This is a genomic window from Celeribacter sp., from assembly GCF_048266405.1.
GTDB lineage: Bacteria > Pseudomonadota > Alphaproteobacteria > Rhodobacterales > Rhodobacteraceae > Celeribacter.
In genome coordinates, this window is sequence record NZ_JBLWZO010000003.1 from 218,394 (window position 1) to 241,973 (window position 23,580).

General features: G+C 59.1%; 22 protein-coding genes. 15 read left to right on the top strand and 7 right to left on the bottom strand.

The window, feature by feature from the left end:
- Positions 1-101 precede the first annotated feature (101 nt).
- Positions 102-1,130, top strand: a complete 1,029-nt coding sequence (locus tag ACN0TS_RS08500; RefSeq protein WP_417258920.1) for a glycosyltransferase family 61 protein — start codon at positions 102-104, stop codon at positions 1,128-1,130.
- Here the strand turns inward: ACN0TS_RS08500 and ACN0TS_RS08505 are convergent.
- The 7 genes from ACN0TS_RS08505 to ACN0TS_RS08535 form a co-directional block, all read right to left on the bottom strand.
- Positions 1,111-3,021, bottom strand: a complete 1,911-nt coding sequence (locus ACN0TS_RS08505; RefSeq protein WP_417258921.1) for a beta-galactosidase — start codon at positions 3,019-3,021, stop codon at positions 1,111-1,113. The genes ACN0TS_RS08500 and ACN0TS_RS08505 overlap by 20 nt on opposite strands.
- A 62-nt stretch (positions 3,022-3,083) precedes the next feature.
- Positions 3,084-3,689: a 2-dehydro-3-deoxy-6-phosphogalactonate aldolase gene (locus tag ACN0TS_RS08510; RefSeq protein WP_417258922.1), complete on the bottom strand. Its 606-nt coding sequence runs from the start codon at positions 3,687-3,689 to the stop codon at positions 3,084-3,086.
- Positions 3,686-4,597, bottom strand: coding sequence for a 2-dehydro-3-deoxygalactonokinase (locus tag ACN0TS_RS08515; RefSeq protein WP_417258923.1), 912 nt, complete (start codon positions 4,595-4,597; stop codon positions 3,686-3,688). Before ACN0TS_RS08515 ends, ACN0TS_RS08510 begins: the two co-directional genes overlap by 4 nt.
- Before the next feature lie 76 nt (positions 4,598-4,673).
- Entirely contained in the window at positions 4,674-6,758 is a 2,085-nt protein-coding gene (locus tag ACN0TS_RS08520; protein WP_417258924.1) for an alpha-galactosidase, read from the bottom strand.
- Positions 6,755-7,603, bottom strand: a complete 849-nt coding sequence (locus tag ACN0TS_RS08525) for a carbohydrate ABC transporter permease (RefSeq protein ID WP_417258925.1) — start codon at positions 7,601-7,603, stop codon at positions 6,755-6,757. Before ACN0TS_RS08525 ends, ACN0TS_RS08520 begins: the two co-directional genes overlap by 4 nt.
- A 1-nt stretch (position 7,604) precedes the next feature.
- Positions 7,605-8,519, bottom strand: coding sequence for a carbohydrate ABC transporter permease (locus ACN0TS_RS08530; RefSeq protein ID WP_417258926.1), 915 nt, complete (start codon positions 8,517-8,519; stop codon positions 7,605-7,607).
- Between the two features lie 116 nt (positions 8,520-8,635).
- On the bottom strand, positions 8,636-9,892 hold the full coding sequence (locus ACN0TS_RS08535; protein WP_417258927.1) for an ABC transporter substrate-binding protein: 1,257 nt from the start codon (positions 9,890-9,892) through the stop codon (positions 8,636-8,638).
- A gap of 150 nt (positions 9,893-10,042) precedes the next feature.
- On the opposite strand from ACN0TS_RS08535, the gene ACN0TS_RS08540 reads away from it, so the two are divergent.
- From ACN0TS_RS08540 to ACN0TS_RS08605, 14 genes are all read left to right on the top strand, one after another.
- Positions 10,043-10,831: an IclR family transcriptional regulator gene (locus tag ACN0TS_RS08540; RefSeq protein WP_417258928.1), complete on the top strand. Its 789-nt coding sequence runs from the start codon at positions 10,043-10,045 to the stop codon at positions 10,829-10,831.
- A gap of 11 nt (positions 10,832-10,842) precedes the next feature.
- The gene (locus ACN0TS_RS08545) at positions 10,843-11,898 is read left to right on the top strand and encodes an ABC transporter ATP-binding protein (protein ID WP_417258929.1); all 1,056 of its coding nucleotides are present in this window, start codon (positions 10,843-10,845) and stop codon (positions 11,896-11,898) included.
- Positions 11,899-12,061: 163 nt separating this feature from the next.
- A complete protein-coding gene (gene trhA / locus ACN0TS_RS08550) occupies positions 12,062-12,709 on the top strand; it encodes a PAQR family membrane homeostasis protein TrhA (protein ID WP_417258930.1) in 648 nt (215 codons plus the stop codon).
- Between the two features lie 118 nt (positions 12,710-12,827).
- The gene (locus ACN0TS_RS08555; RefSeq protein WP_417258931.1) at positions 12,828-13,535 is read left to right on the top strand and encodes an ABC transporter ATP-binding protein; all 708 of its coding nucleotides are present in this window, start codon (positions 12,828-12,830) and stop codon (positions 13,533-13,535) included.
- Entirely contained in the window at positions 13,529-15,895 is a 2,367-nt protein-coding gene (locus ACN0TS_RS08560; RefSeq protein WP_417258932.1) for an ABC transporter permease, read from the top strand. Before ACN0TS_RS08555 ends, ACN0TS_RS08560 begins: the two co-directional genes overlap by 7 nt.
- Before the next feature lie 5 nt (positions 15,896-15,900).
- Positions 15,901-17,133, top strand: a complete 1,233-nt coding sequence (locus ACN0TS_RS08565; RefSeq protein WP_417258933.1) for an efflux RND transporter periplasmic adaptor subunit — start codon at positions 15,901-15,903, stop codon at positions 17,131-17,133.
- Between the two features lie 70 nt (positions 17,134-17,203).
- Complete coding sequence (locus tag ACN0TS_RS08570; protein WP_417258934.1) at positions 17,204-18,433, top strand: glutathionylspermidine synthase family protein; 1,230 nt, start codon at positions 17,204-17,206, stop codon at positions 18,431-18,433.
- A gap of 36 nt (positions 18,434-18,469) precedes the next feature.
- Positions 18,470-19,048 carry a DUF1190 domain-containing protein gene (locus ACN0TS_RS08575; protein WP_417258935.1) on the top strand — a complete coding sequence of 193 codons (579 nt, stop codon included), beginning with the start codon at positions 18,470-18,472 and terminating at the stop codon, positions 19,046-19,048.
- 199 nt (positions 19,049-19,247) lie between these two features.
- Positions 19,248-20,081 carry an urease accessory protein UreD gene (locus ACN0TS_RS08580; RefSeq protein WP_417258936.1) on the top strand — a complete coding sequence of 278 codons (834 nt, stop codon included), beginning with the start codon at positions 19,248-19,250 and terminating at the stop codon, positions 20,079-20,081.
- 3 nt (positions 20,082-20,084) lie between these two features.
- On the top strand, positions 20,085-20,387 hold the full coding sequence (locus ACN0TS_RS08585; protein ID WP_417258937.1) for an urease subunit gamma: 303 nt from the start codon (positions 20,085-20,087) through the stop codon (positions 20,385-20,387).
- 11 nt (positions 20,388-20,398) lie between these two features.
- Complete coding sequence (locus ACN0TS_RS08590; protein ID WP_417258938.1) at positions 20,399-20,704, top strand: urease subunit beta; 306 nt, start codon at positions 20,399-20,401, stop codon at positions 20,702-20,704.
- The gene (gene ureC / locus ACN0TS_RS08595; protein WP_417258939.1) at positions 20,704-22,443 is read left to right on the top strand and encodes an urease subunit alpha; all 1,740 of its coding nucleotides are present in this window, start codon (positions 20,704-20,706) and stop codon (positions 22,441-22,443) included. The genes ACN0TS_RS08590 and ureC overlap by 1 nt, the downstream gene beginning before the upstream one ends.
- Positions 22,443-22,952 carry an urease accessory protein UreE gene (locus ACN0TS_RS08600; protein WP_417258940.1) on the top strand — a complete coding sequence of 170 codons (510 nt, stop codon included), beginning with the start codon at positions 22,443-22,445 and terminating at the stop codon, positions 22,950-22,952. Before ureC ends, ACN0TS_RS08600 begins: the two co-directional genes overlap by 1 nt.
- A complete protein-coding gene (locus tag ACN0TS_RS08605) occupies positions 22,900-23,580 on the top strand; it encodes an urease accessory protein UreF (RefSeq protein ID WP_417258941.1) in 681 nt (226 codons plus the stop codon). The genes ACN0TS_RS08600 and ACN0TS_RS08605 overlap by 53 nt, the downstream gene beginning before the upstream one ends.

A 23,580-nucleotide genomic window follows, 5' to 3' on the forward strand; every position in this document is an offset into this window, starting at 1 on the left:
CGCACCCCCCTTGCGGAAAATGGAACAGCGGGCATAGTCCCCCTATGATGCGCCACGGCCCGCCCGCGCCGGCCATTGATTAGGACAACAAGGACGCCCACATGCACGCGCTTACGATTGCCCCGTTTACGGTGCCCGAACACTGGCTCATCACGCCCGCGTCGCATTTTGTGGATCGCTTTGTACCAGACTGCGAACAAATCCTTCTGCCCGCCAAACAGGTTGAGGGCGGTACGCTAACCCTATCGCGCGGCCCCCTGCCCGCACCAGTGCCGGCCAGTCGCACGGCACGGCTGCTCAAACGAGCAAAATCCGAACCCGCTCCCAAGGGCGACGTGATCGACCTGCGCCGTGACGCACCGCAAAACTGGGCGCATTTTCTCAACAACCATCTGCCGTTAATCTTCAAAATCTGTGAACTCATGGAGATCGACCCTGCGGAGGTCACGCTTTTGGTACCCCAAAACACCCCTGCCTACATCAAGGCAGCAGCGGACCTGTTGGGGATCACGCTTCTGGCCAGCGACGCGCATTTTCAGGGCGAAGGTCTGTTGTATGATCTGACGCCGTGGACAGGTCTGCGCCCCGAGCGCCACCTGTGGGTCGACAGCGATGTGGTGCGCAACCGCACCCGCACCGTGGCCCGCAACACGCGGCCCGATGGCATACTTCTACCGCAAAAAGCGTTTCTGTCGCGCAGAGACACACGCACCTTGGAAAACGAAACGGAAGTGTCGGATTGGCTGCGCACGAAAGGCTTTGTAAAGCTCTACGTCGAAGACCTCAGTGCCGCCGACCAGTTCCGCCTGTTCAATACAGCCCATGAGATCGTGGCCATTCACGGCGCGAGCCTCGCCCCCTTGCTCTACACCCACGCCAATACCCGCCCCAAGCGGCTGATCGAGCTGATGCCCTGCGGCCATATGACGGACGTCTACCGCGTGATGGCGGCGCAACTGGGGATCGGCTGGACAGGAGTGCGCGGGCGGATCAAGCCCAATTACGTCACCCCCGCCTATGACCTGTCACAACCGTTCCTGTCACAATCTCTCGACAGCTTTAGCATTGATATTGCCGCGCTCAGCCGCGCCTTTGACCTCGCCCCTGCGCTTACAGATCGCGCCAGATAACCGATGCGGGGGCCATTGGGCCTGCCTCGGTGTCCACAGAATGAGCGTTATGGTTGAACCAGAACTCCTGTGTCGCGGTGCGTCGGACGCGAACACCATCAGGCAAGCTGCGTATCGACACGTCTGCGCTGTCGGCAACCAGAGCAACCAAACGATCAAGCCCCGCCTCGTCAAGCCACGCCCCGCAATAGATCAGGTTTTGGGTTTGCACTGCGACGCAAGCCCCTGATGTATCTTCCAAAATTGTCGCCGCCGAACCATCTAGTGTCTCAATGTATCCGACCGCATGACCACCGCCCGCAAGCGCAACGGGGCGATCAGGGCGCAGAGTTTGCACTTGCGTCACCGTCACATCCAACCCGCTCAACGCAGGGGGCAATGGCACAGGAATCTCAAAATCGAGCGTCCGCGCCCCAGTGCGCGGTCCAAGAACACAGGGACAATCCGCCGTCTCAAGCGCATGGCGCAAGTCGTCAGACAGATGCATCAATCCCGGTGCGAACACGGCTTTGTACGCTGTAAAATCACGTGTCGTCGGCGCAACGATATCGACGTTCAACCCTGCACGACGCAGGGCACGGTAGTGTTCAAACACCAGATCGAAATAGCTCAACCCCTGCCCGTGCGGCTGCACGGCCCATGCCCATTCGGCGTCATAGTCGAACACCAAAGCCACATCGGCGACATTGGCCTCGACGTGCGGGGCAGCGGCCAGTTCGGAAGCCACTTGGCGCACTTCGGCCAGTCCTGCGGCGGGTGCGCTGTCGGGGCGCAACAGGCCCGAATGCATCTGCTCTTGCGCAAAGGGGGCCTGACGCCAACGGAAATAGCACACGGCCTCGGCGCCGTGGGCGAAGGCTTCCCAACTCCACAGACGCACCATCCCCGCCAAAGGCGCAGGATTATAGGGCGCCCAATTCACCGGACCGGGTTGTTGCTCCATGATCCACCAACGCCCCTTGCCAACGGCGCGGTAAAGATCGTGGTGAAAGGTTTGGAAATCTGGATCGCCTTGACGTGAAAAGGCTTTTTGACGCTCAGAGCTTGCGCCGACGCGGTCCTCCAGAAAGCCGAGCGGGTAGCTGTCCCACGTGGCAATGTCCAAGTCCGCACCCACGTCGTAGTGATCAAAATCCGTCACCCGCCCCATGTAGTTATGGCTGATCGGCGCATCGGACCATTTGCGGATTTCCTCGACCTGCGCACGGTTGAAGGCCACCACTTGGTCCGAGGAAAAGCGCCGAAACGCCTGCACATGAGCGGGATTGGGTTCGGTGACGGTTAAATTCGGCAGGCCGATTTGATCAAAGCGGTCATACTCCATCGACCAGAACACATTGCCCCACGCCGCATTGAGCGCCTCAATGGTGCCATAGCGCGCCTCAAGCCAATCCTGAAACGCCTCTAGCGCTGCGTCGGAATAGGACAGGGTTGTGTCATGGCACCCGTATTCATTGTCCGTCTGCCATGCGGCCACAGACGACCCAAAGACTTCGGCCAAGATCCCTGTGATCCGACGGCTTTCCTCGCGATACCCCGCGTGGCTAAAGCAATAGTGCCGCCGTGAGCCAAATCCGCGCGGGCGGCCCTCGGCATCGACGGCCAACATATCGGGGTGCTTATCAAGCATCCACCGCGGCGGGGTCGCCGTGGGCGTGCCCAACACAACTTTGAGCCCCGCAGAGGTCAGCGTTTTGATGGCCTCTTCAAGCCACTCCAATTCCAACACACCCGGCTTTGGCTCAAGACGCGACCACGCAAATTCACCAATCCGCACCCACGTCAGACCGCTTTCAACCATCATCTGAGCATCTTTGGCCCAGACCTCTTGGGGCCAGTGTTCGGGATAGTAGCATGTGCCGAGCGCACGTGGAAAACCAACTGAAGTCATTGAAATTGCACCTGATATAGAACGTCGCGTTTGATGGGGTGGAGAAAGGACGCGCCTAGGCCTTAGGCCTGTGCGGCGTCATAGGCGGCAACGATCTCTTCGGCATTGGCCCGAACCTGCGCCACACTCATCCCGGGCTTGAACAAAGCCGATCCGATGCCGAACCCGACAACGCCCGCAGCGAACCACGCGGCGAAATTGGATGGCCCTGCGCCGCCCACGGCATAGCATTGCGTCGATTTGGGCAGCACGGCAGAGACGGCTTTGAACCCATCCACACCGATCAGGGAGCCGGGGAAAAACTTGAGCCCATCGGCGCCTGCGTCCAATGCGGTGAAACACTCGGTCGGCGTCATCACACCTGGGTAGCTCAAACCACCAGCGGCTTTGGTCGCCTTGATCACATCAGAGTTGCAGTTGGGCGAGACAATGAGCCGCCCGCCCACGCCCATAACATCGTTCACATCGGACACACTCAAGACCGTGCCCGCGCCAATCACTGCGTGATCGCCATAGGACTGCACAAGCGTCGCGATGCTCTCAAGTGGGCGTGGCGAATTGAGCGGCACTTCGATGTGGTCGATGCCCGCCTCGATCAAAGCCGCGCCAATAACCTGTGCCTCGGAAGGCTCAAGCCCTCGCAAAATCGCAATAATGTTCCGGCTCATGTCTGGCCCTCCGTCTGATGATAGGCTGCAATGAGCCCTTCAAGTACAATATCTTCGCCAGAGGCGATATCCACATCCACGCCTTGCGCAGTCAATGCGCGCGCATAAAGAGCGGAGATTTTCGGTGCCCCGATCAAGGCCACATTCTGCCCCGACCAAAAGGACCGCGCCCCTGCAATCTCGGCCCCGATCATCAACCCGGACAAGCGCCCCAAGGCCGCATCCTCCCCAAGACCACCAACCAAGGTCCCCGCGCGCAATCCGAACAAATCGGCTGTGAAGGCTTCGGGGTGGCGCATCATATCTGCAACCGCCGCATCAAATGCCTCAAGATCACAGGTCTCGCCAACCGAGTGGCGCAGGATGGAGGTCTTCGACAAAAGCGCATAGACCTCGCCCGTCATAAAGGTGCGGAACTGGGCGACCGTGCCCGCGCTTATTTGAGCCCATTTCGAGTGCGTCCCAGGGAGGCAAATCGCGCCCTCGAAATGGGGTTTCTGTGCCAGATAACCAGCAATTTGTGTCTCTTCCCCGCGCATAACGTCCGCTGGAGTCTGTTGCTTCATCCCCGGAAGGATCGACACGCTCAGGCGCGGATCATCCGTGGCGACAGACACGGCATTGTCGCGGTTTGGCGGCGCACAGGGCACCGAGGCATACGGCGCTTCTGCCCATCCCTGACGCGATCCTGCCATGCCGCAGACCAAAACGCGCGTGGTCGTGGCGCTCAAATACGGTGCAACGAGGCCCAAAAGCACAGGCTCATACTCACGCGGCGTAATGCTGCCCATACCCTGATCCGAGACGATCCGCTCGCGCACCTGTGTGCCACGCATGACCCAAACCCGCAGATTGGATGTGCCCCAATCAACGGCGATCCAGTCGTCTTGTGCCTGTCTAGAGTCCATCAGACACGCTCCCATGAAACACGGCGCGAGGCCTCGCCCATCATCGTGGGCTTTTGGCGGCTGCGGTGTGGTTGTTTCATATTTTATGGCCCTCAATGACCCACATTGTCTCTGGGAAGCTCCACGGCAGGGTGACGCCGTGGTGCATCAAATAGCGGCCACTGACCTTCATCGCTCCGGTTTTCAACATGGAGCGACCGCGTGACAGCGCCACGCGTGCAATCTCGTCGCGGTTGACCAGATCAACGCGGTACATGGCGTCGGGGTTCAAACCTGTGAAGCGCAGGGGGCGCGGTGAAATCTGATCCGATGTATCGGCTTTGCCTGCAAAGACCACGAACTGGTCCTCGTGCAAATGTTGCTCGGCCACCACCGCAGGATCGGCGGCATCCAAGCGCAAAATATCGGCGTGATACATCCAGCCACGATTGGCTTTCCACCAAGCAGTGACACGGCGCAACACGTCCGCCTCCTCATCTGTCAGCTCACGCGGGTCCATCTCGAACCCCATGTGGCGCTGTGCGGCGACCCATGCGCGGAACCGGATATCAAGAACACGGCCAGAGGTGTGACACACGCGTGGTCCGACATGGCTGCCCGTGACGCATTGCGGGAGGAACAGCGCGGCGTTGTGCTGGATTTTCAACCGCTCCAAGGCATCGTTGCTGTCCGACAGCCACACCCGTTGGGTGTGCTCCAAAATGCCAAAATCCGTCCGTCCCCCACCCGAGGCACAGCTTTCGATTTCCACATCGGGAAAGGCCGTGCGCAAACGATCCAACAGCGCATACGTCCCGCGCGTCTGATCGGCATCGGGCGTCGGCAGCACACGGTTGTGATCCCATTTGACGTAATCAATATCGTGATCAGCCAGAATTTTACCGATGCGCTCGAATAGGAACTCGCGCACCTCGGGCAGCGCCATATTGAGCACCAGTTGATTGCGGCCCAAAATCTGGTCTTCGCGACCCAACGCCCATTCGGGGTGGGCACGATAGATGTTGCTATCAGGATTGATCATTTCCGGTTCGAACCAAATGCCGAACACCATGCCAAGGCCGCGTACATGGTCGATAAGTGGCGTCAGACCATCGGGGTATTTGCGCGGATCAACCTCCCAATCTGCGAGTGACGAGGTGTCATCATCACGCTCGCCAAACCACCCGTCATCAAGCACGAAACGCTCCGCACCGAGGCCCGCGGCGATGGTCGCGATCTCTTTGAGTTCGGGCAGGTTGTGATCGAAATAGATTGCTTCCCAACAGTTGTAATGCACAGGACGCGGGCGTTCTGGATGCGGCCATGTGATCAGGCGATCCCGCACATGTCGCTGAAACGCCACCGCACAGCCGTTCAAACCACTGTTGGAATAGGTCACATAGAGCGGCGCGGTTTTAAACAGGGTGCGCGCCTCGTCTTCGACTTGTGTGGCATTGCCAAACTGGATTTGGCGCCGCCCGTCAGGCAGCTCTTCGGCCACCATCTTGTGGCCACCCGACCACCCGTAGTGAAAGCCGTAGGCCTCGCCTTGGGTATTGGTCGCGCCACGGCACGGAACAATCAGACCCGGAAAATGTTCGTGGCCCGTACGCCCTGTGCGGTTCTCGCGGGTGCGCATCCCTGCCGACCACGGTGTGCGGTTGATCTGAAACTCGCCACACCACCGCCCTGCGACATCAATCATTTCGTCGGACAGTTGCGGTGCGGGCAAAACAGGGGCTGACAACCAATGCAGGTTGAGCGCCCGCGTCCCCTCGAGTTCCGCCCAAAGCGTGATCAGATGGGTTTGCGGATCAATCGCGAAATGCGCACGATAAGCCAGCCCATTCTCGGCATCGGTGAAGGTCAGCGTCAGCGCAGTCTCGCTCTGCTCCACGCTCTCAAAACTGAATGCCGGCAACACAGACTTGCCCGTCTCATCACGCACCACCATCCCCGGTTGACCAGGAAAGGTACGCGTCGCCTCGGGACAGATCGACAGCTCGGGATTAACGTCGAGCATCCCGCCCGTGACATCAATCTCATGCGCCCCATACAGCATCTCAAGGTTTTCATCATCGGGCAGACGCGGACCCCAATAGATCGCCTCTGCGAGGTGATTATCACGCACGCCCAATACAAGCGTTTGGCGCGCATCATCCAGTCGCCAACAATGGATCATTTGACGGCTCCAAGGGTGAGACCAGCGATAAAGTGGCGCTGCATCAAGAAGAACATCAGGACGGGTGGCAATGCGGCGACAATCGAGCCTGCCGAGAGCATTTGATAGGCCACACCGAACTGGGCGTTAAAGCTGGTAATCCCCGCGGTGACGGGTTGGGCCTGTGGCCCTTGGGTCAGCACAACAGCCCAGAAATAGTCGTTCCAGATGAAGGTAAAGACCAGAACCGACAGGGCCGCGATGGCAGGTTTCATCAAGGGCAGCACGATGTTCCAGAAAATCTGAAACTCGGTGATGCCTTCGACGCGAGCCGCCTCGACCAATTCAAACGGCAGCGCACGGATAAAGTTGCGCATAAACAGGGTGCAAAAGCCCGTTTGGAAGGCGACATGGAACAGAACCAGACCCAATTTGGTGTTATAAAGCCCCATATCAATCGTCAGATCGCGCACAGGGATCATCAAGATCTGGAACGGCACGAAGTTACCCGCGATGAAGAAGAAAAACACAAGCAGATTGAGTTTGAAGCGGTAAATCCCGAGCGCAAACCCCGTCATACAGGACAGGGCCACCGCACCGATCACTGTCGGGATGGTGATCATGAACGAGTTCAGAATGTAACGCGGCATGGGGCTGCCCATGAACACGCGGCCATAGTTTTCAAATCCGGCAAAGCGCGACGGCAGGTTCCAATAGTTCCCAGCCGTAAAATCAGCGGCAGGTTTGATGGAGAAGAGCGCCACAGCAATGAGCGGCAACAACCATGCGATGAGCGCGACAGGTAGCAGGCTTTGATAACTGATCTGCCACGCGCGAGATGTCTTTTCGAGGGGGGTGGGGAACATCTTAGCGCCCTTTCTCTTCTTGATACATCGACCACAGGAAGTAGGCGATGAAACATAGCATGATGAGGAACAACACAACGGCAATGGCCGCACCATACCCCATGCGGAACCCGTATTCCGACAGCGCCTTTTCAAACATGTAAAAGCTCAAAACGCGGGTCGACCCGAACGGTCCGCCGTTGGTCATAATCGAGATCAAATCAAACGAGCGCAGCGCTCCGATGATGGTGACAACAAAGGCAATAAAGGTCGCGGGTTTGAGTTGCGGAATGATAATGTGCCACAACATCCGCCCCCCCTTTGCCCCGTCCAGTCGCGCGGCCTCGATTTGTTCGGGATCAACGGCATTCAGACCCGTCAGATACAGGATCATGCAATAGGCCGTTTGCGGCCAAAGACCCGCCGCGATGATACCGTAGGTGGCCAAAGCGGGATCGCCCAAGACGTTGATCGGACCAAGGCCAACAAGCCCCAGCACCGAGTTCAACAGACCGAAATTCGGATCATAGAACCATGTAAAGACAAGCCCCACAACCACTTGAGAAATCACGAAGGGAAAGAAAAACAGCGACTTATAGATACGAATGCCACGCACGGTTTGGTTCAGGAACAAGGCAATGAACAGACCCGCAGGGATGGCGAGCAAATAGAGCAGCAGCCATTTCACGTTATTGATCAAAGACACAGAAAACGCGCGGTCGCTGACCAGCTTTTCATAGTTGCGGGTGCCGACAAACTCGGCCTCCCCCAACCCGTCCCACTTGTAAAAGGACAGGTTCACACTCTGAATAATCGGGTAAACCACATAGACCCCGAAAAACAAAATGCCAGGCAACAGAAACAACCAAGGGGTCACTGTTTGCCTGTTTCGATGATACCAGCCATGTCGCCGTGGCAGCCCTGACGTGTCGGTCATGCGAGTCTCCTCAGATCCCAAATGAAAACGTCCGCAGCACAGGCGTTTACAATTCAGTCTCTCGTTGATGGAAGGAAAAGCGGGGCAGCACATGCCACCCCGCCCTATACGTGGTTTTATTCAGCGATTTCGAGGCGAACAGCCTCAAGACGCTCAAGGATGTCGTCAAGATTATCAGGGTAAACCATGAATTCTTGCAGACCTTCCATGCCAGCCGCAGCCATCTCGGCAGAGAAGTCACGGTCAAAGAACTGTGCAACACCGCCTGGGGCGTCGTTGGACAACATAGCGAACCCGGCTTCGAGGAACTTGTCGTCGTCAACCGAAGACGCCGCGTTCACAGGCAACTGACCCAAAGCATCGCCTGCGTTGATCAGGGTCTGGTTGTCGGCAGATGTCACGAAGCGCAGGAATTCACGCGCCGCTTCTTTGTTCTTGGCGTTCGCAGGGATGTGGAAGGTATCCGTTGGCGCATCTTCAGCCATTGGAATACCGTCGGTGATCGCCGGGAACTGGTAGAAACCAAGTTGATCATCGGTCAGGCCACCTTCACGCAGGTGTGGCACAGCAAAGTTCCCCATGAGGTAAGCCGTTGCTTCACCATTGATCATGAAGGGCAGCGCTTCTTGCCAGCTGTAGGTCTGGTGATCCTCAACAAAAGCGCCCATGTCAATCAGCTTGCGCCAGTTTGCAAAGGTGGCGCGCACGCGCTCATCGGTCCATGAGACTTCACCACGGGCAAGAGCCATGTGGAAATCATAGCCGTTTGTGCGCATGTTCATGTAGTCGAACCAACCGCCAGCGGTCCAAAGGAACTTGGAACCGATGGTGTAGCACGCACGACCGGAGGCCACGATTTTCTCACAGTTTGCCAGTTCTTCGTCAAAGGTCGTTGGAACCGAGAGGCCCAATTCTTCGAAAATGTCCTGACGGTAGTAGATGCCCCACTGATAGTAGGTATAAGGCACGCCCCACTGTTTGCCGTCGATGGTCATCGCCCCTTTGGTCGACGCCAGATCAGCAAATTCAGGCTCGGCCCACAGGTCAGACACATCTTCGAACAGGCCCGCATTCACGTATGGACCCATACGGTTTGCCGCGTACCAGTTGGCAACATCCGGCGCGTCTGCGGTCAGGAAGTTGCGAATCTGTGTTTTGTAAGCTTCACGGTCAATGATGGTCAGCTCGATGTCGAGATCAGGGTGCATTGCGCCAAAGCGCTCGACCATGCCCTCCATCACTGCGCGGGGCGCAGGGTTCGACATGTCGGAGAAAATTCTCAACTCGCCCGACAGCCCATCGGCAAATGCCGCGCCGCTCAACATTGTGGTTGCAGCCAATCCGGCCAGCATCAGTCTCTTCATAGAACGCATAATGTCCTCCCTTTATGCTTCCGTGCAGTTCGCTTGATTCTCGCTTTGAGTTTCATATAATGGAACCGCGTTTCTAATATTGAAAACATAACGCGAATGGGTATAGTCTTGTCAATAGTTTCCTAGGATCACCTGGGAGAGGGAGGAAAAATGGAAAGCAAAATGGACGGAACCGTGGGCAAGGCGCTCGCCGTGCTCGAAGAAGTTGCGGGATTTGGGCGCCCAGTTCGCTTTAGTGAGGTCTTGGCCACAAGCGCCTACCCCAAAGCAACCCTGTACCGGCTCCTACAAACGCTGACCAACCAACGCATGTTGGCCCATGATCCCGATACGGGCATGTATACCCTTGGCGTGCGCCTCGTACGGCTAGCCCATGACGCATGGCGGACAAGTTCTCTGGCTCCGATCGCGCGCCCCTACCTTGATGAATTATCAGGAAAAACGGGCGAAACCGTTCACTTGGCGCAACTCGATCACGCACAGGTCATCTACGTCGACAAACGCAACGCCTCGCAACCGCTGCCGATGTTCTCGGAGGCTGGTAAGGTCGGCCCCGCCTATTGCACAGGTGTGGGAAAAGCGATGCTTGCCTACCTGCCCGACGACGAACTGACAGGCGTTCTGGCGCAGCAATCGTGGCACCGTTTTACCGATGGCACGCTCACCGACGAAGCCGCACTCAAGGCAGAGCTTGCCGCGATCCGTGAGCGAGGCCATGCCTATGACCGCGAAGAACACGAGATTGGAATCATCTGTGTGGCGCTGCCGATTCTCAGCGAGCGCGGCCGCGTCCTCGGCGCGATCTCCGTGACCTCCTCGACGCTGCGCACCACGCTCGACACCCTCGAAAACAATGTGCCACTCATCCGTGACACAGCCGACCATATCGCAAGAGAGGCGCAGAACTGGCGTTTCCCTGAATCCAAAATGACCGCCTAGAGAGGAACCCAATGACAGGTGTAACGCTACAAAACGTAATCAAGAAATATGGCGACGTTCAGGTCGTCCACGGCGTTGATCTCGAGATTGATGATGGGGAATTCTGTGTTTTTGTCGGCCCGTCGGGCTGTGGCAAATCCACCCTGTTGCGCATGGTCGCGGGTCTTGAGGAAACGTCGGAAGGTAAAATCTTCATTGGTGAACGGGACGTGACCCGCATGGAACCCGCCGAGCGCGGGGTCTCAATGGTGTTTCAGACCTATGCCCTTTACCCTCACATGACCGTCAAGGAAAACATGGGGTTCGGGCTAAAGATGAACGGCTACCCAAAAGCCGAGATCGAAGCCAAAGTGGCCGAGGCCAGCCGCATTCTCAAGCTCGACGATTACCTCAAGCGTAAACCCTCCGCCCTTTCGGGGGGCCAACGGCAACGCGTCTCCATCGGGCGCGCCATTGTGCGTGGGCCCGAGGTCTTCCTGTTCGATGAACCTTTGTCCAACCTTGATGCCGAATTACGCGTCGAGATGCGGGTGGAAATCGCCCGCCTGCACAAGGAAATCGGCGCGACGATGATCTACGTGACCCACGATCAGGTCGAAGCCATGACATTGGCCGACAAGATCGTGGTCTTGCGCGCGGGACGCATTGAACAAGTCGGCGCGCCGCTTGATCTTTATCGCGACCCTGACAATAAATTCGTTGCGGGCTTCATCGGCTCCCCGTCGATGAACTTCTTGAACGGTGTCGTTGATAACGGCGCGGTACGCATTGATGCACTTGATCGCACGATCAAGGTATCAACCGCCCTGCCCGCTGATGGCACGGCCGTTTCTGTCGGTATCCGCCCCGAGCATTGTACCATCTCCCGCGGCGGTCCGCTCGCGGTTGAATTGTCCGAAGCCCTTGGCGGCGTCAGCTACACCCACGTCGTGATGCCCTCAGGCGAGAAAATCGTGATCGAAGAACGCGGTCTTGAGCGGATGCGCGAAGGCGATGCGGTATCCGTCGAATTTGACGCCAAAGATGTAATGCTCTTTGACGCCCAAACGGAAGCCCGTCTACGCTAAAGGTTTTCGCCTTAACACTCCGCCGATCTGCGCCTGACATACGGGGCGCGGGTCGGCATAATTTCTCCCCTCACGCGCCCCGCGTCCAATCTGACGCACCGGTATCGTGGACATCACGCCCGTTCCCCCGTAACGCGGAGGCAGCCCAAGCGTGAGAGTTTCCATGTCGATGTCCGCCCCCACCTATCCAAGCCCGATCCCGTCCCATCGTCATGCCGATCTGGGCGTGCATATCGTCGGTTTAATTCTGATCCTGAGTGCAGGCAGCCTGTTGATAGCCAAGGCTGCGGGCACACTCGACACCTCGCTCATGGTGGCCGTCATGGTCTATATCGCCTGTGCGCTGATCTCGAACCTTGCGTCTTTCACCTATCATTTCGCGCCCTTGCACAGCCACCGAAAACTGTTGCGGCGCATTGATCACTCGGCAATTTATCCAAGTATTACAGGGACATTTACCGTCTTTTTCGTGCAAGCAGGCACCACATGGTCCCTGTCTCTAATGTGGCTATGTTGGGGACTGAGCGCACTTGCCATCTGGAAAAAAGTGACAAGCGCGGCGGTGAAATCAAAGTGGTCAACCGCCTCTTACCTTGGGCTTGGGGCCATTGGTCTTTGCGCTGTTCCTGACTTGCACGGCGTCCCTGCGGCCACCATTTGGTGCATCCTTGGCGGAGCCGTCTGCTATGTCATCGGCACGAGTTTCTACGTCCGCAAAACCATGCCGTTCCGTTATGCTATCTGGCATATCTGGGTCAATCTCGGCGGGATCGCGATGTTCGCGGGCATCTGGTTGGCACTCTTCGCCTAAGCTGCGACGATCCGCGCATCTCCCCGCGCCCCTTACCTACCGTTGACACCGCGCCCCTTTGCCCCTTAGCGTTCGCGCAAGGTCGGCCGCGAGTGTATGTGATGCCGGTAAAGAGCCTATGACACAAAATACCTTTTCAACCAAAGGCCTAACCAAAGTCTATGGGGAAGGACGCTCGCAGGTCCATGCCCTGCGCGGGGTTGATCTGGATATCCCAGAGGGCGAGATCGTTGTGTTGCTCGGTCCCTCGGGCAGTGGCAAATCCACGCTGCTCAACATCATCGGCGGACTTGACCGTGCCACACAAGGCACGGCTTTTTTCCAAGATCAGAACCTCTCCGAGATGACGGACAAACAACTGACCCGTTACAGACGCGATCATGTCGGCTTTGTCTTTCAATTCTACAACCTGATGCCAAGCCTGACAGCGCGGGAGAATGTCGAGCTTGTCACCGAGATTGCCCGCGATCCGATGGACCCCGACGACGCTCTCGCTTTGGTGGGGCTGCGCGAGCGGATGGATCACTTTCCCGCGCAACTCTCTGGCGGCGAACAACAACGCGTGGCCATTGCTCGCGCCGTGGCCAAACGTCCGACGGTGTTATTTTGCGATGAACCGACAGGGGCGCTGGACAGCACCACGGGGCGGGCCGTTCTCAATGTCCTTAAGGACGTGAATGAAACGCTGGGCGCAACGGTTCTAATTGTCACCCATGCCGCCAGTCAGGCCGCAATGGCCGACCGTGTGATCCATTTTGCCGACGGGGACATTCGCCGCGTCGAGGTCAATCACGACAAACGCCCTCCAGACGAGATTGAATGGTGAGCCCGCTTGATCATAAATTGCTGCGAGACCTGTGGCGGATGAAAGGTCAGGCCCTCGCCATTGGCGTGGTGATTGCCGTTGGCGTCGGCATGTTGGTGATGATGACGGGGCTTGTGACCTCGCTCAATGAGACCCGCGCCGCCTATTATGAGCGCTACCGTTTGGCCGATATTTTCGCGCCCGTCACCCGCGCCCCTGACCATATAGCGGAGCGGTTGGCCGACATTACGGGCGTCAGCGCCGTTGAGCCACGTGTGACGGGCGGGGCCTTGATTGACTTGCCTGATCGCAACCTGCCCGTGCAGGCCCAAGCCGTCTCCCTACCCGATCTGCGCAGCCCGCGTCTCAACGATGTGTATCTGACCGACGGGCGGATGATCGACAGCGATCACAGCGACGAAATCCTGTTGCTGCACTCCTTTGCCAAGGCCCACGGGCTGCGTCCGGGAGATCAGCTTCACGCCACGATGAATGGCGCGAGGCGCAGCTTTAATATCGTCGGCCTCGCGCAAAGCCCTGAATATCTCTACGTCACGGCCCCCGGCGAATTGATTGCCGATGATGCCCGCTTTGGTGTCATCTGGATGAGCCGCTCGGCGCTGTCCGCGACCTATGACATGCAAGGCGCATTTAACGAGGCACTGTTGTCGCTGTCGCGCGGAGCCAATGAGCGCGCCGTTCTTGACGCTGCCGACCGCATTCTGGCCCCCTATGGCGGCACGGGTGCCTATCCGCTCGCCAATCAGACCTCCAACATGATTGTGAGCGAAGAGATTTCCGGTCTTGAGGCCACAAGCGCAGGTGTGCCGCCGATCTTTCTCGGTGTGGCGGCCTTCCTGCTCTACATCGTCATCAACCGCATGGTGCAGTCGGAGCGCGAAGAGATTGGCCTGATGAAGGCCTTTGGCTACACCAACACCGAGGTCGGTGCGCATTATTTCAAGCTCGTGATGGCCATAGCCGTTGGCGGCGCTCTGGCGGGGTGTCTCATGGGTATCGCGGGCGGACGGGCATTGATCCAAGTCTATATCACCTACTTCAAATTCCCGTTTCTGGTGTTTCAACTCGACCCCGCCTCCTTTGTCATCGGGGTCAGTGTCAGTATTGCTGCGGCTTCCGTGGGCGGCCTGTTGGTGCTGCGCAGTGTCTTTGCCCTCACCCCTGCGACCGCCATGCGTGCGCCTGCACCCGCCGATTACAGCCGCACAGGACGATTGGGCCATGCGCTCAACAGATGGCTGGATCAGCCTTCGCGTATGGTGCTGCGCCGCATCACCCGACAGCCTGCGCGGATGGCAGGTGCCATGATCGGCATCGCCTGTGGCATGGCGCTAACCGTGTCGATGATCACCATCTACGCGGGGTTTGACCGCACCCTTGATCTGACCTTCAACGTGATGGATCGCAGCGATGTAGCGGTCAGCTTTACCCATGCGGTCTCTGAGACGACCATTTTCGAACTGACACGCATGTCTGGCGTCATCTACGTCGAACCCGTCCGCTATGTCCCTGCAGTCTTGCGCAACGGTCGTCTGACGCACCGCGGCGTCATCACGGGGCTAGACAAAGACGCGCGGCTCGCACGTGCACTTGACGCCAATTTGGACACTATTCCCCTGCCCCATAACGGAATCGTTCTCTCCACCGCGCTCGCCGATATCCTGAACATCCGCGCCGGCGATATGTTGACCGTCGAGGTGCGCGAAGGCCGCCAACCTGTGCTTCAGCTTCCCGTCGCAGGCGTGGCCGAAAGCCTGCTCGGAGCGCCCGCCTATATGGAGCGCGACGCCCTCAACCGCGCCCTGCGCGAACCAAACCGCGTCTCGGGAGCCTATCTCACCATTGATACGGCACAGGCCCAACCCCTCTACGATGCCCTACAAGACATGCCCACCGTCGCGGGCGTTAGCGTGAAATCACAAACCGAAGAAGCCTTTCATACCATGATGGACACGGGCACAGGGGCCATGCGCTATGTCATGGGGGCCATTGCCTTCATCATCACATTTGGCATCGTCTATAACGCCGCACGGATTGCCTACGCCGAACGGGCCCGCGATCTGGCCAGTCTGCGCGTCATTGGATTTACCAAGGGCGAAGCTGCTTTTGTCCTCTTGGGCGAATTGGCGATTGTGACACTCGTGGCCCTGCCCGTCGGTGCCCTTATGGGCTACTATCTGTCCTTCGGGATCGCGGCGGGGTTTTCAAGCGAACTCTACCAGATCCCCGCCATGTTCGATGCTGAAAGCTACGGGTTCGCCGCTGTGGTAGTCATTGGCGCCGCGGTGGCCTCCGGATGGTTGGTCAAACGCGATATCGACCGTGCCGACTTGATTTCGGCACTAAAAACGAGAGAGTAACTATTATGGCTAAAGCGCAAAAACGATCTCGCCTGATCCTGACAACCGTCACCGTGCTCTTGATAGCAGGGGCGTTGGCGACGGCGTTTTGGCCGAAACCAACGATGGTCGATATGGGAGTTGTCACCCGCACGACCATGCGATTGACCATTGATGAGGAAGGCCGCACCCGCGTGCGCGACGCCTATGTCGTCTCCACCCCCGTGGCAGGACAGTTGCAGCGCGTTAGCGTCAAACCCGGCGATCCCGTGACCCAAGGCGAGACAATCGTGGCGCATATGCGTCCCGCCAATCCCGCCGCCCTTGATGTGCGCACCCGCGAGCAGGCGCTTGCCGCCGTCAATGCATCACAGGCCGCTTTGCGTGTCGCCCGCGCCGACCTGAATGCCGCTTTGGCGAACCGCGATCTGGCCGACACCGAACTGGCCCGCACCGAACAACTGTTCGAACGCGGGATTTCGAGCGATGCCGCCCTGGACCGCGCCCGCCAGACCGCCCGCGTGGCCCAAGCCAACGTCGATACCGCACAGGCTGCGATCTCCATGCGCGAGGCTGAACTCGCCAATGCGCAAGCACAGTTGATCGACTTTGACGATCACGGCCTTGCCGCTGCCATCGGGACACACTCCGACGACATTCCGCTCTATGCCCCAACGGACGGACGCATCCTGCGCGTCATACAACAAAGCGAAACCTCGCTCCCCGCAGGCGCACCAATCATGGAGATCGGAAATATTACCAATGACTTGGAGGTTGTTGTTAAACTTTTGTCGACAGATGCAGTTCAGGTCTCTGTGGGCGATCCCGTGGACATTGTCGACTGGGGCGGCCAAACAGACCTGCACGGCACCGTCACCCGCGTCGATCCCTTTGGCATCACCCAGTTTTCGGCGCTTGGCGTCCAAGAGCAGCGTGTCGATACAGTGATCTCGCTCGTCAGCCCACCCGAAGATTATGCGGGCCTCGGCCACGGGTTTCGCGTCGAGGCGCAGATCATCGTCTGGCAGGCCGAGGACACGTTGACCGTTCCGGCAAGTGCGCTGTTTCGGCACGACGACGAATGGGTGGCGTTTGCGGTGAATGAAGGCACCGCACAATTACGCCCAGTTGAGATCGGACCCAATAACGGCGTTCAGGCGCAGGTTCTCAGCGGCCTGTCCGAAGGCGACCGCGTTATCCTGTACCCCTCCTCTGGCGTGAGCGATGGCACGCGCGTTATCGAGCGCGTCATCAACTAAGCCCGCGCCTCTCCTCTGGCATCCCTGCGCCAAACCGCCTACATGTCGGGAGAGGATGAGGAGACACCCGTTGCACAAAATCACTTTGCCCGAACGACCGAACTGGCGCGAACACGCACAAGAGGTGGGTTTTACCTTTGCCGATATGCACGGAGAACCCTATTGGGACGAAACCTCGGCCTATGCGCTGTCGCTTGAACAGATCGAAACGGATATCGAAGATCCCGCCACCGCTCTGCACACCATGTGCCGCGAGGCCGTGGGCCATATCCTGAACAGCGAGGAATTGCTCGACCGTCTGGCCATTCCCGAAGCGCACCGCGATCTGGTGGCGGAAAGCTGGCGTCGCGACGATCCCGAACTCTACGGGCGGTTCGACTTTGCCTATGACGGCAACGGCCCCGCGAAACTGTTGGAATACAATGCCGACACGCCGACCTCGCTCTATGAAAGCGCGTCGTTTCAGTGGCAATGGTTTGAGGACCAACTGGCCGCAGGCGTCTTGCCCGAGGGCTCTGATCAGTTCAACGGCATCCACGAGGCGCTTGTCGCGCGGTTTGGCACGATGTTTGCCCCCGAAACCCAATTGCATTTCACCGCAGTCAGCGGCAATCCCGAGGATTACGCCACCGTAGAGGCCTTGGGCTGGGCCGCCCGCGAGGCCGGCTTGGGCGCGCATTACTGCGACCTTGAAAAAATCGCTCTGAGCGACGAGGGACAGTTTTTGGACGACGAGGACCGCGTGATCGGCACCCTGTTCAAACTCTACCCGTGGGAAGACCTGTTGCGCGACGATTACGCCGATCATATCGCGTCATCTCAATGCCTGTTCGTAGAGCCCGCATGGAAGGCGCTTTTGTCCAACAAGGGGCTGTTGCCTGTGTTGTGGCAGATGTTCGAAGGCCACCCGAACCTGCTGCCCGCCTTTTTTGAGGCCGATGTGCGCGACGCAATAGCGGGCCATGGTGCCGCGGCGGATCACGTGACCGAGGCCTTTGTGCGCGCTGCAGATGCGCTTCACGCGGGGCATGTGCGCAAACCGATCCTGTCACGCGAAGGCGCATCGGTGTCGATCCTCAAAGCGGGCAAGGTCATAGAGCAAGCGCAAAACACCGACTACGCCGAACATCCCCGCGTGCTCCAAGCCTACGCGCCCCTGCCCCAGTTTGACGGGTTTCGCCCCGTGATTGGCGCATGGATCGTCGGAGAGACTTGTGCGGGCATTGGCATCCGTGAGGATCAATCGCGCATCACGCAAGACCTCTCGCGGTTCAAACCGCACTTCATCACACCCGAATAATCGCCCCTACGACCCCGACCTAAAGACAGGACTGTCATGACCAAACGTTCAAAACGCGTCGCCATCGCCATTCTTGGTGCCACCGCTTTCACCCTCGCGGGGTGTCAGGAAGAGCAAGTGGACGCCCAAGCCTTTCCCGATCTGCAAAGCTGCACGGATCAGGCGACACAGGGTGGCATGTTCTCCGTACAGGATTGCGAAATCGCCGTGGCTGAGGCCGAGACGCTGCACCTTGAGGCCGCACCGCGCTATGACAGTCTCGAAGTCTGCGAAGAGCAACACGGCGAAGGGGCCTGTGGCTCGGAAGCCGGAGCCACTCAGGGCGGATCAGGCAGCATCTTTATGCCGCTGCTCTCCGGCTATCTGATCGGCAGCATGTTGAGCAACCGCGCGGGCATGTCAGCGGGTCAGCCGCTCTATAAGACCAAAGGCGGCCAATACACCAACGCCGCCCGTACAAGCACGTTCTCTGGGAACTCTGGCGCAACAAAGTTGAGCACCTCACAGTTCAACCGCCCCGCGCCCACCGTCGGAAAAGCGCCAATGACCCGCGCCACGGCCGCCTCACGAGGCGGATTTGGCAAGAGCGGCACAGGGCGTGGCATTGGCGGCTAAGACCCGCCGCGATTGCGCCCAATAGCGTAGGACCTCCACCTGCCACGCCGTTTTCAAATCGCACATATTTCAATCAACTCAGGCTTATTTTTGGGCATACTTCGCAAAACGCCAAAATTTTTGGCGTTTGCAGTTCTGATCCTTGCCCCCTTCGGCAATCCTCGTCACGGCTTGACTATTCAAGACAAATGAGGCTCCCGTGATCGCAGACCTTCCTCTGGAAACCAACGCTGTTTTCCAACGCGCCCGCGGCACATTGGACGTCAGCGCGGTGCGGGCGGCAGGCGACATAACCCGCTTGAAAAACCTGCGCCAACAGGGATCTTTCCGCGCCATTTTCCCGCGCCCGACAAACGACTCCATCGAGATGGTCATCATCAACACGGCAGGCGGCGTCACGGGCGGCGACCAGTTCTCCACCACGATCACCGCCCATGAACGTGCCAAACTCAGCGTTACGACCCAAGCCGCCGAGCGCATTTACCGCGCCTCTAATGCAACCGCGGGCACGATCAAAACCAAACTGACAGTCGAAGATGGCGCGCAGCTCTATTGGCTGCCCCAAGAGACCATCCTGTTTGACGGCGCGAGGCTTCGCCGCAAGATCGACGTTGAACTCAATGAAAACGCGACATTTTTAATGCTTGAGCCTTTGGTGTTCGGGCGAGATGCATCGGGCGAGATCCTGCGCTCGGGGGCGCTGACGGACCGCGTGTCGATCACTTCGGGCGGGCGTCCTGTCTATCTCGATGCCATCACGCTCGACGGCGACATCACCGCGACCTTGGAGCGCAGCGCCTTGGCCAGCGGCGCGCGCGCAGTGGCCAATATCGTGCTTGTCTCCCCCCAAGCCGCGCTCCTGTGCGATGCGGTACGGGCGTTACTGCCCACGACAGCCGGCGCGAGCCTGTTGTCCGAGACCACCCTCGTGATCCGCGTTCTGGCCCGCGACAGCTTTGTGCTGCGCCAATCCATACTGCCGATCCTCACTCACCTCACCCATGCGACTGTTCCAAAGAATTGGAGGCTTTGACCCATGCAACTGACCCCCCGCGAAAAAGACAAACTGCTCGTTGCTATGGCCGCCGAAGTGGCCCGAAAACGCTTGGCGCGTGGCGTGAAACTCAACTACCCCGAGGCTATGGCGCTGATCGCAGACGCAGTGGTCGAGGGTGCCCGCGATGGCCGCTCCGTCGCCGATATGATGGAGGCCGGCGCTCACGTCATCACCCGCGACCAATGCATGGAAGGCATCCCCGAGATGATCCACGACGTGCAGGTCGAGGCCACCTTTCCCGACGGCACCAAGCTCGTCACCGTTCACAACCCGATCCGCTAAAGGAGCCCGCCATGATCCCTGGAGAATTGTTTCCCGCCGCAGGTGAGCTAACCCTCAACGCAGGCCGCGAGGCCATCACAATTATGGTCGCCAACACCGGTGACCGCCCCGTGCAGGTGGGCAGCCACTACCATTTTGCCGAAAGCAACGCCGCTTTGGATTTTGACCGCGCGGCCGCCTATGGCCGCCGTCTCGATATCGCGCCGGGCACCGCCGTTCGGTTTGAACCGGGACAGCGCCGCGAAGTGAACCTGATCGAAATATCGGGCGCACGTCGCATTTTCGGGTTTAACAACACAGTCATGGGAGACCTCTGATGGCCGCTTCAATCAGTCGGGCCGATTACGCGGCCATGTTCGGCCCCACGGTCGGCGACAAACTCCGTCTCGCAGACACCGACCTCATCATCGAGGTCGAGCGCGATCTGACCGCCGAACGTGCGGGCGGTGACGCGGGCCTATCCTACGGCGAAGAGGTCAAATTCGGCGGTGGCAAGGTGATCCGCGACGGGATGGGCCAGTCCCAAGCCACCCGCGCCCAAGGGGCCGTGGACACCGTCATCACCAACGCGCTGATCGTCGATCATACGGGCATCTACAAGGCGGACGTGGGCCTGCGCGGCGGGCGCATCCACAAGATCGGCAAAGCGGGCAATCCCGACACCCAACCCGGCGTGGATATCATCGTCGGCCCCGGCACGGAGGCCATCGCGGGCGAAGGGCGTATCCTGACCGCAGGCGGCTTTGACAGCCATATCCACTTCATCTGTCCGCAACAGATCGAGGACGCGCTGCATTCCGGCCTGACCACTATGCTTGGCGGCGGCACAGGTCCCGCGCACGGCACATTGGCCACCACCTGCACCCCCGGTCCGTGGCACATCGGACGGATGCTACAGGCAGCGGATGCCTTTCCGATGAACCTCGCCTTCGCGGGCAAGGGCAATGCCAGTCAGCCCGAAGCCTTGGTCGAGATGGTCAAAGGCGGCGCCTGTGCGCTCAAACTGCACGAGGATTGGGGCACCACCCCTGCCGCGATTGATTGCTGTCTCTCGGTGGCCGACGACATGGACGTGCAGGTGATGATCCATACCGACACGCTCAACGAGTCAGGATTTGTTGAAACCACCGTCGCTGCGATGAAGGGCCGCACGATCCACGCCTTTCACACCGAAGGCGCAGGCGGCGGGCACGCCCCCGACATCATTAAAATCTGTGGCGAGGAGCATGTCCTGCCCTCCTCCACCAACCCGACACGCCCCTATACCGTCAACACGCTCGAAGAACACCTCGACATGTTGATGGTTTGTCACCACCTCGACAAATCCATTCCAGAGGACGTGGCATTTGCCGAGAGTCGCATTCGTCGCGAAACGATTGCCGCCGAGGACATTCTCCACGACATGGGCGCGTTTTCGATCATTGCCTCGGACAGTCAGGCCATGGGGCGTGTGGGCGAAGTCTTGATCCGCACATGGCAAACCGCTGATAAGATGAAGAAACAACGCGGGCGACTGTCGGAGGAGACGGGCGACAACGACAATTTCCGCGTGCGCCGCTACATCGCAAAATATACCATCAACCCCGCGATTGCGCATGGCATCAGCCGTGAGATTGGCTCGATCGAGGAAGGCAAACGCGCCGATCTGGTGCTTTGGAACCCCGCGTTCTTTGGCGTGAAACCCGAAATGGTCCTGATGGCGGGCACGATTGTCTGCGCTCAAATGGGCGACCCCAATGCCTCGATCCCGACGCCGCAACCCGTCTATTCGCGCCCGATGTTTGGCGCTTACGGGCGCTCCGTCGAACACTCCGCTGTGTGCTTTGTCTCCGGGGCGGCCCAAGCCGACGGCATCCGCGACACGCTCGGATTGGCCAAACAAACCGTCGCGGTGGAAAACACCCGCAACATCGGCAAGTCCGACCTGATGCTCAACACCGCTACCCCGCATATGGAGGTGAACCCCGAAACCTACGAAGTGCGCGCAGACGGCGAGCTTCTGACCTGTGAACCTGCCACGGAGCTTCCGATGGCCCAACGGTATTTCTTGTTCTAATGGCTGATTTTACATCCCACACCATCCGCAAGGCGGGTGACTGGAGCGATGCGCTCACCCACTGCGTCTTGAGCTACGAGGACCGCTTTTTGCGCCGCAAAGTTCTCACGGCGGCGAACGGCAAGTCTCTCCTCGTCGATCTTGCGCACACCACCTCACTGGATCATGGCGACGCCTTCGAAGTGTCCGACGGACAGGTGATCGAAGTAATCGCGGCAGATGAGCCGCTATTGGAAATCACAGGCAATCTGGTGCAACTGGCGTGGCACATCGGCAATCGCCACACGCCATGTCAGATCGAACCCACGCGGCTTTTGATCCAGAATGATCCCGTCATTGGCCATATGCTCGAACATCTCGGCGCGACAGTGACCCCTGTCACCGCCCCCTTCACACCCGAGGGCGGTGCCTATGGCCACGGGCGCACGCACGCCCATGCCCACGGCGCAACGGCCCATGCGCCCCATGACCACGGCGCTCACACGCACGACCACAGCCATGACCATTGACGTTTTGACCCTGTCACAACTGCTGTCGCCCGCCTTTCCCGTGGGGGCCTTTGCCTATTCGCACGGGCTGGAAAGCGCCATCCACGACGGTGCGATCACATCGGCGACAACGTTACAGGCGTGGCTGTCGGACCTGCTTGATTTTGGCGGGACGCGTTCGGATGCGGTGTTGCTCAACGCCGCCTATGGCGCTGATCCTGCGGAGCTTTCGCGGATCGACGCGCAGGCCCGCGCCTTTTCCGCCTCTGCCGAGCGCCTCATGGAAACCGACCTGCAAGGGGCAGCTTTTTGCGACACGGTCCGCGCCGTTTGGGATTTGGACCTAGGTCAATTGTGTTATCCCGTCGCCGTGGGCCACGCGGCCGCCAAACTGGACCTCGACGTGGAACTGACCACCGCGCTCTATCTACAGGCCTTTATCGGCAATCTGTGCGCTGCGGCCATGCGGTTGGTGCCATTGGGACAAGTCGACGGGCAAAAGACCCAAGCCGCGCTCAAACCCGCCTGTGTCGCCCTCGCCGCACAGTTGCGCGGGGCCACCACAGACGATCTGCACAACTGCGCGTGGCTCTCGGATATCGCCGCCATGCGCCACGAAACCCAGTATTCACGCGTCTTTCGCACGTAA

Excerpts from the sequence above, each read along its gene's own strand:
- ACN0TS_RS08500 (WP_417258920.1), top strand. The coding sequence starts at position 102 with ATGCACGCGCTTACGATTGCCCCGTTTACGGTGCCCGAACACTGGCTC.
- ACN0TS_RS08505 (WP_417258921.1), bottom strand. The coding sequence starts at position 3,021 with ATGACTTCAGTTGGTTTTCCACGTGCGCTCGGCACATGCTACTATCCC.
- ACN0TS_RS08510 (WP_417258922.1), bottom strand. The coding sequence starts at position 3,689 with ATGAGCCGGAACATTATTGCGATTTTGCGAGGGCTTGAGCCTTCCGAG.
- ACN0TS_RS08515 (WP_417258923.1), bottom strand. The coding sequence starts at position 4,597 with ATGGACTCTAGACAGGCACAAGACGACTGGATCGCCGTTGATTGGGGC.
- ACN0TS_RS08520 (WP_417258924.1), bottom strand. The coding sequence starts at position 6,758 with ATGATCCATTGTTGGCGACTGGATGATGCGCGCCAAACGCTTGTATTG.
- ACN0TS_RS08525 (WP_417258925.1), bottom strand. The coding sequence starts at position 7,603 with ATGTTCCCCACCCCCCTCGAAAAGACATCTCGCGCGTGGCAGATCAGT.
- ACN0TS_RS08530 (WP_417258926.1), bottom strand. The coding sequence starts at position 8,519 with ATGACCGACACGTCAGGGCTGCCACGGCGACATGGCTGGTATCATCGA.
- ACN0TS_RS08535 (WP_417258927.1), bottom strand. The coding sequence starts at position 9,892 with ATGCGTTCTATGAAGAGACTGATGCTGGCCGGATTGGCTGCAACCACA.
- ACN0TS_RS08540 (WP_417258928.1), top strand. The coding sequence starts at position 10,043 with ATGGAAAGCAAAATGGACGGAACCGTGGGCAAGGCGCTCGCCGTGCTC.
- ACN0TS_RS08545 (WP_417258929.1), top strand. The coding sequence starts at position 10,843 with ATGACAGGTGTAACGCTACAAAACGTAATCAAGAAATATGGCGACGTT.
- trhA (WP_417258930.1), top strand. The coding sequence starts at position 12,062 with ATGTCGATGTCCGCCCCCACCTATCCAAGCCCGATCCCGTCCCATCGT.
- ACN0TS_RS08555 (WP_417258931.1), top strand. The coding sequence starts at position 12,828 with ATGACACAAAATACCTTTTCAACCAAAGGCCTAACCAAAGTCTATGGG.
- ACN0TS_RS08560 (WP_417258932.1), top strand. The coding sequence starts at position 13,529 with ATGGTGAGCCCGCTTGATCATAAATTGCTGCGAGACCTGTGGCGGATG.
- ACN0TS_RS08565 (WP_417258933.1), top strand. The coding sequence starts at position 15,901 with ATGGCTAAAGCGCAAAAACGATCTCGCCTGATCCTGACAACCGTCACC.
- ACN0TS_RS08575 (WP_417258935.1), top strand. The coding sequence starts at position 18,470 with ATGACCAAACGTTCAAAACGCGTCGCCATCGCCATTCTTGGTGCCACC.
- ACN0TS_RS08585 (WP_417258937.1), top strand. The coding sequence starts at position 20,085 with ATGCAACTGACCCCCCGCGAAAAAGACAAACTGCTCGTTGCTATGGCC.
- ACN0TS_RS08590 (WP_417258938.1), top strand. The coding sequence starts at position 20,399 with ATGATCCCTGGAGAATTGTTTCCCGCCGCAGGTGAGCTAACCCTCAAC.
- ureC (WP_417258939.1), top strand. The coding sequence starts at position 20,704 with ATGGCCGCTTCAATCAGTCGGGCCGATTACGCGGCCATGTTCGGCCCC.
- ACN0TS_RS08600 (WP_417258940.1), top strand. The coding sequence starts at position 22,443 with ATGGCTGATTTTACATCCCACACCATCCGCAAGGCGGGTGACTGGAGC.
- ACN0TS_RS08605 (WP_417258941.1), top strand. The coding sequence starts at position 22,900 with ATGCGCCCCATGACCACGGCGCTCACACGCACGACCACAGCCATGACC.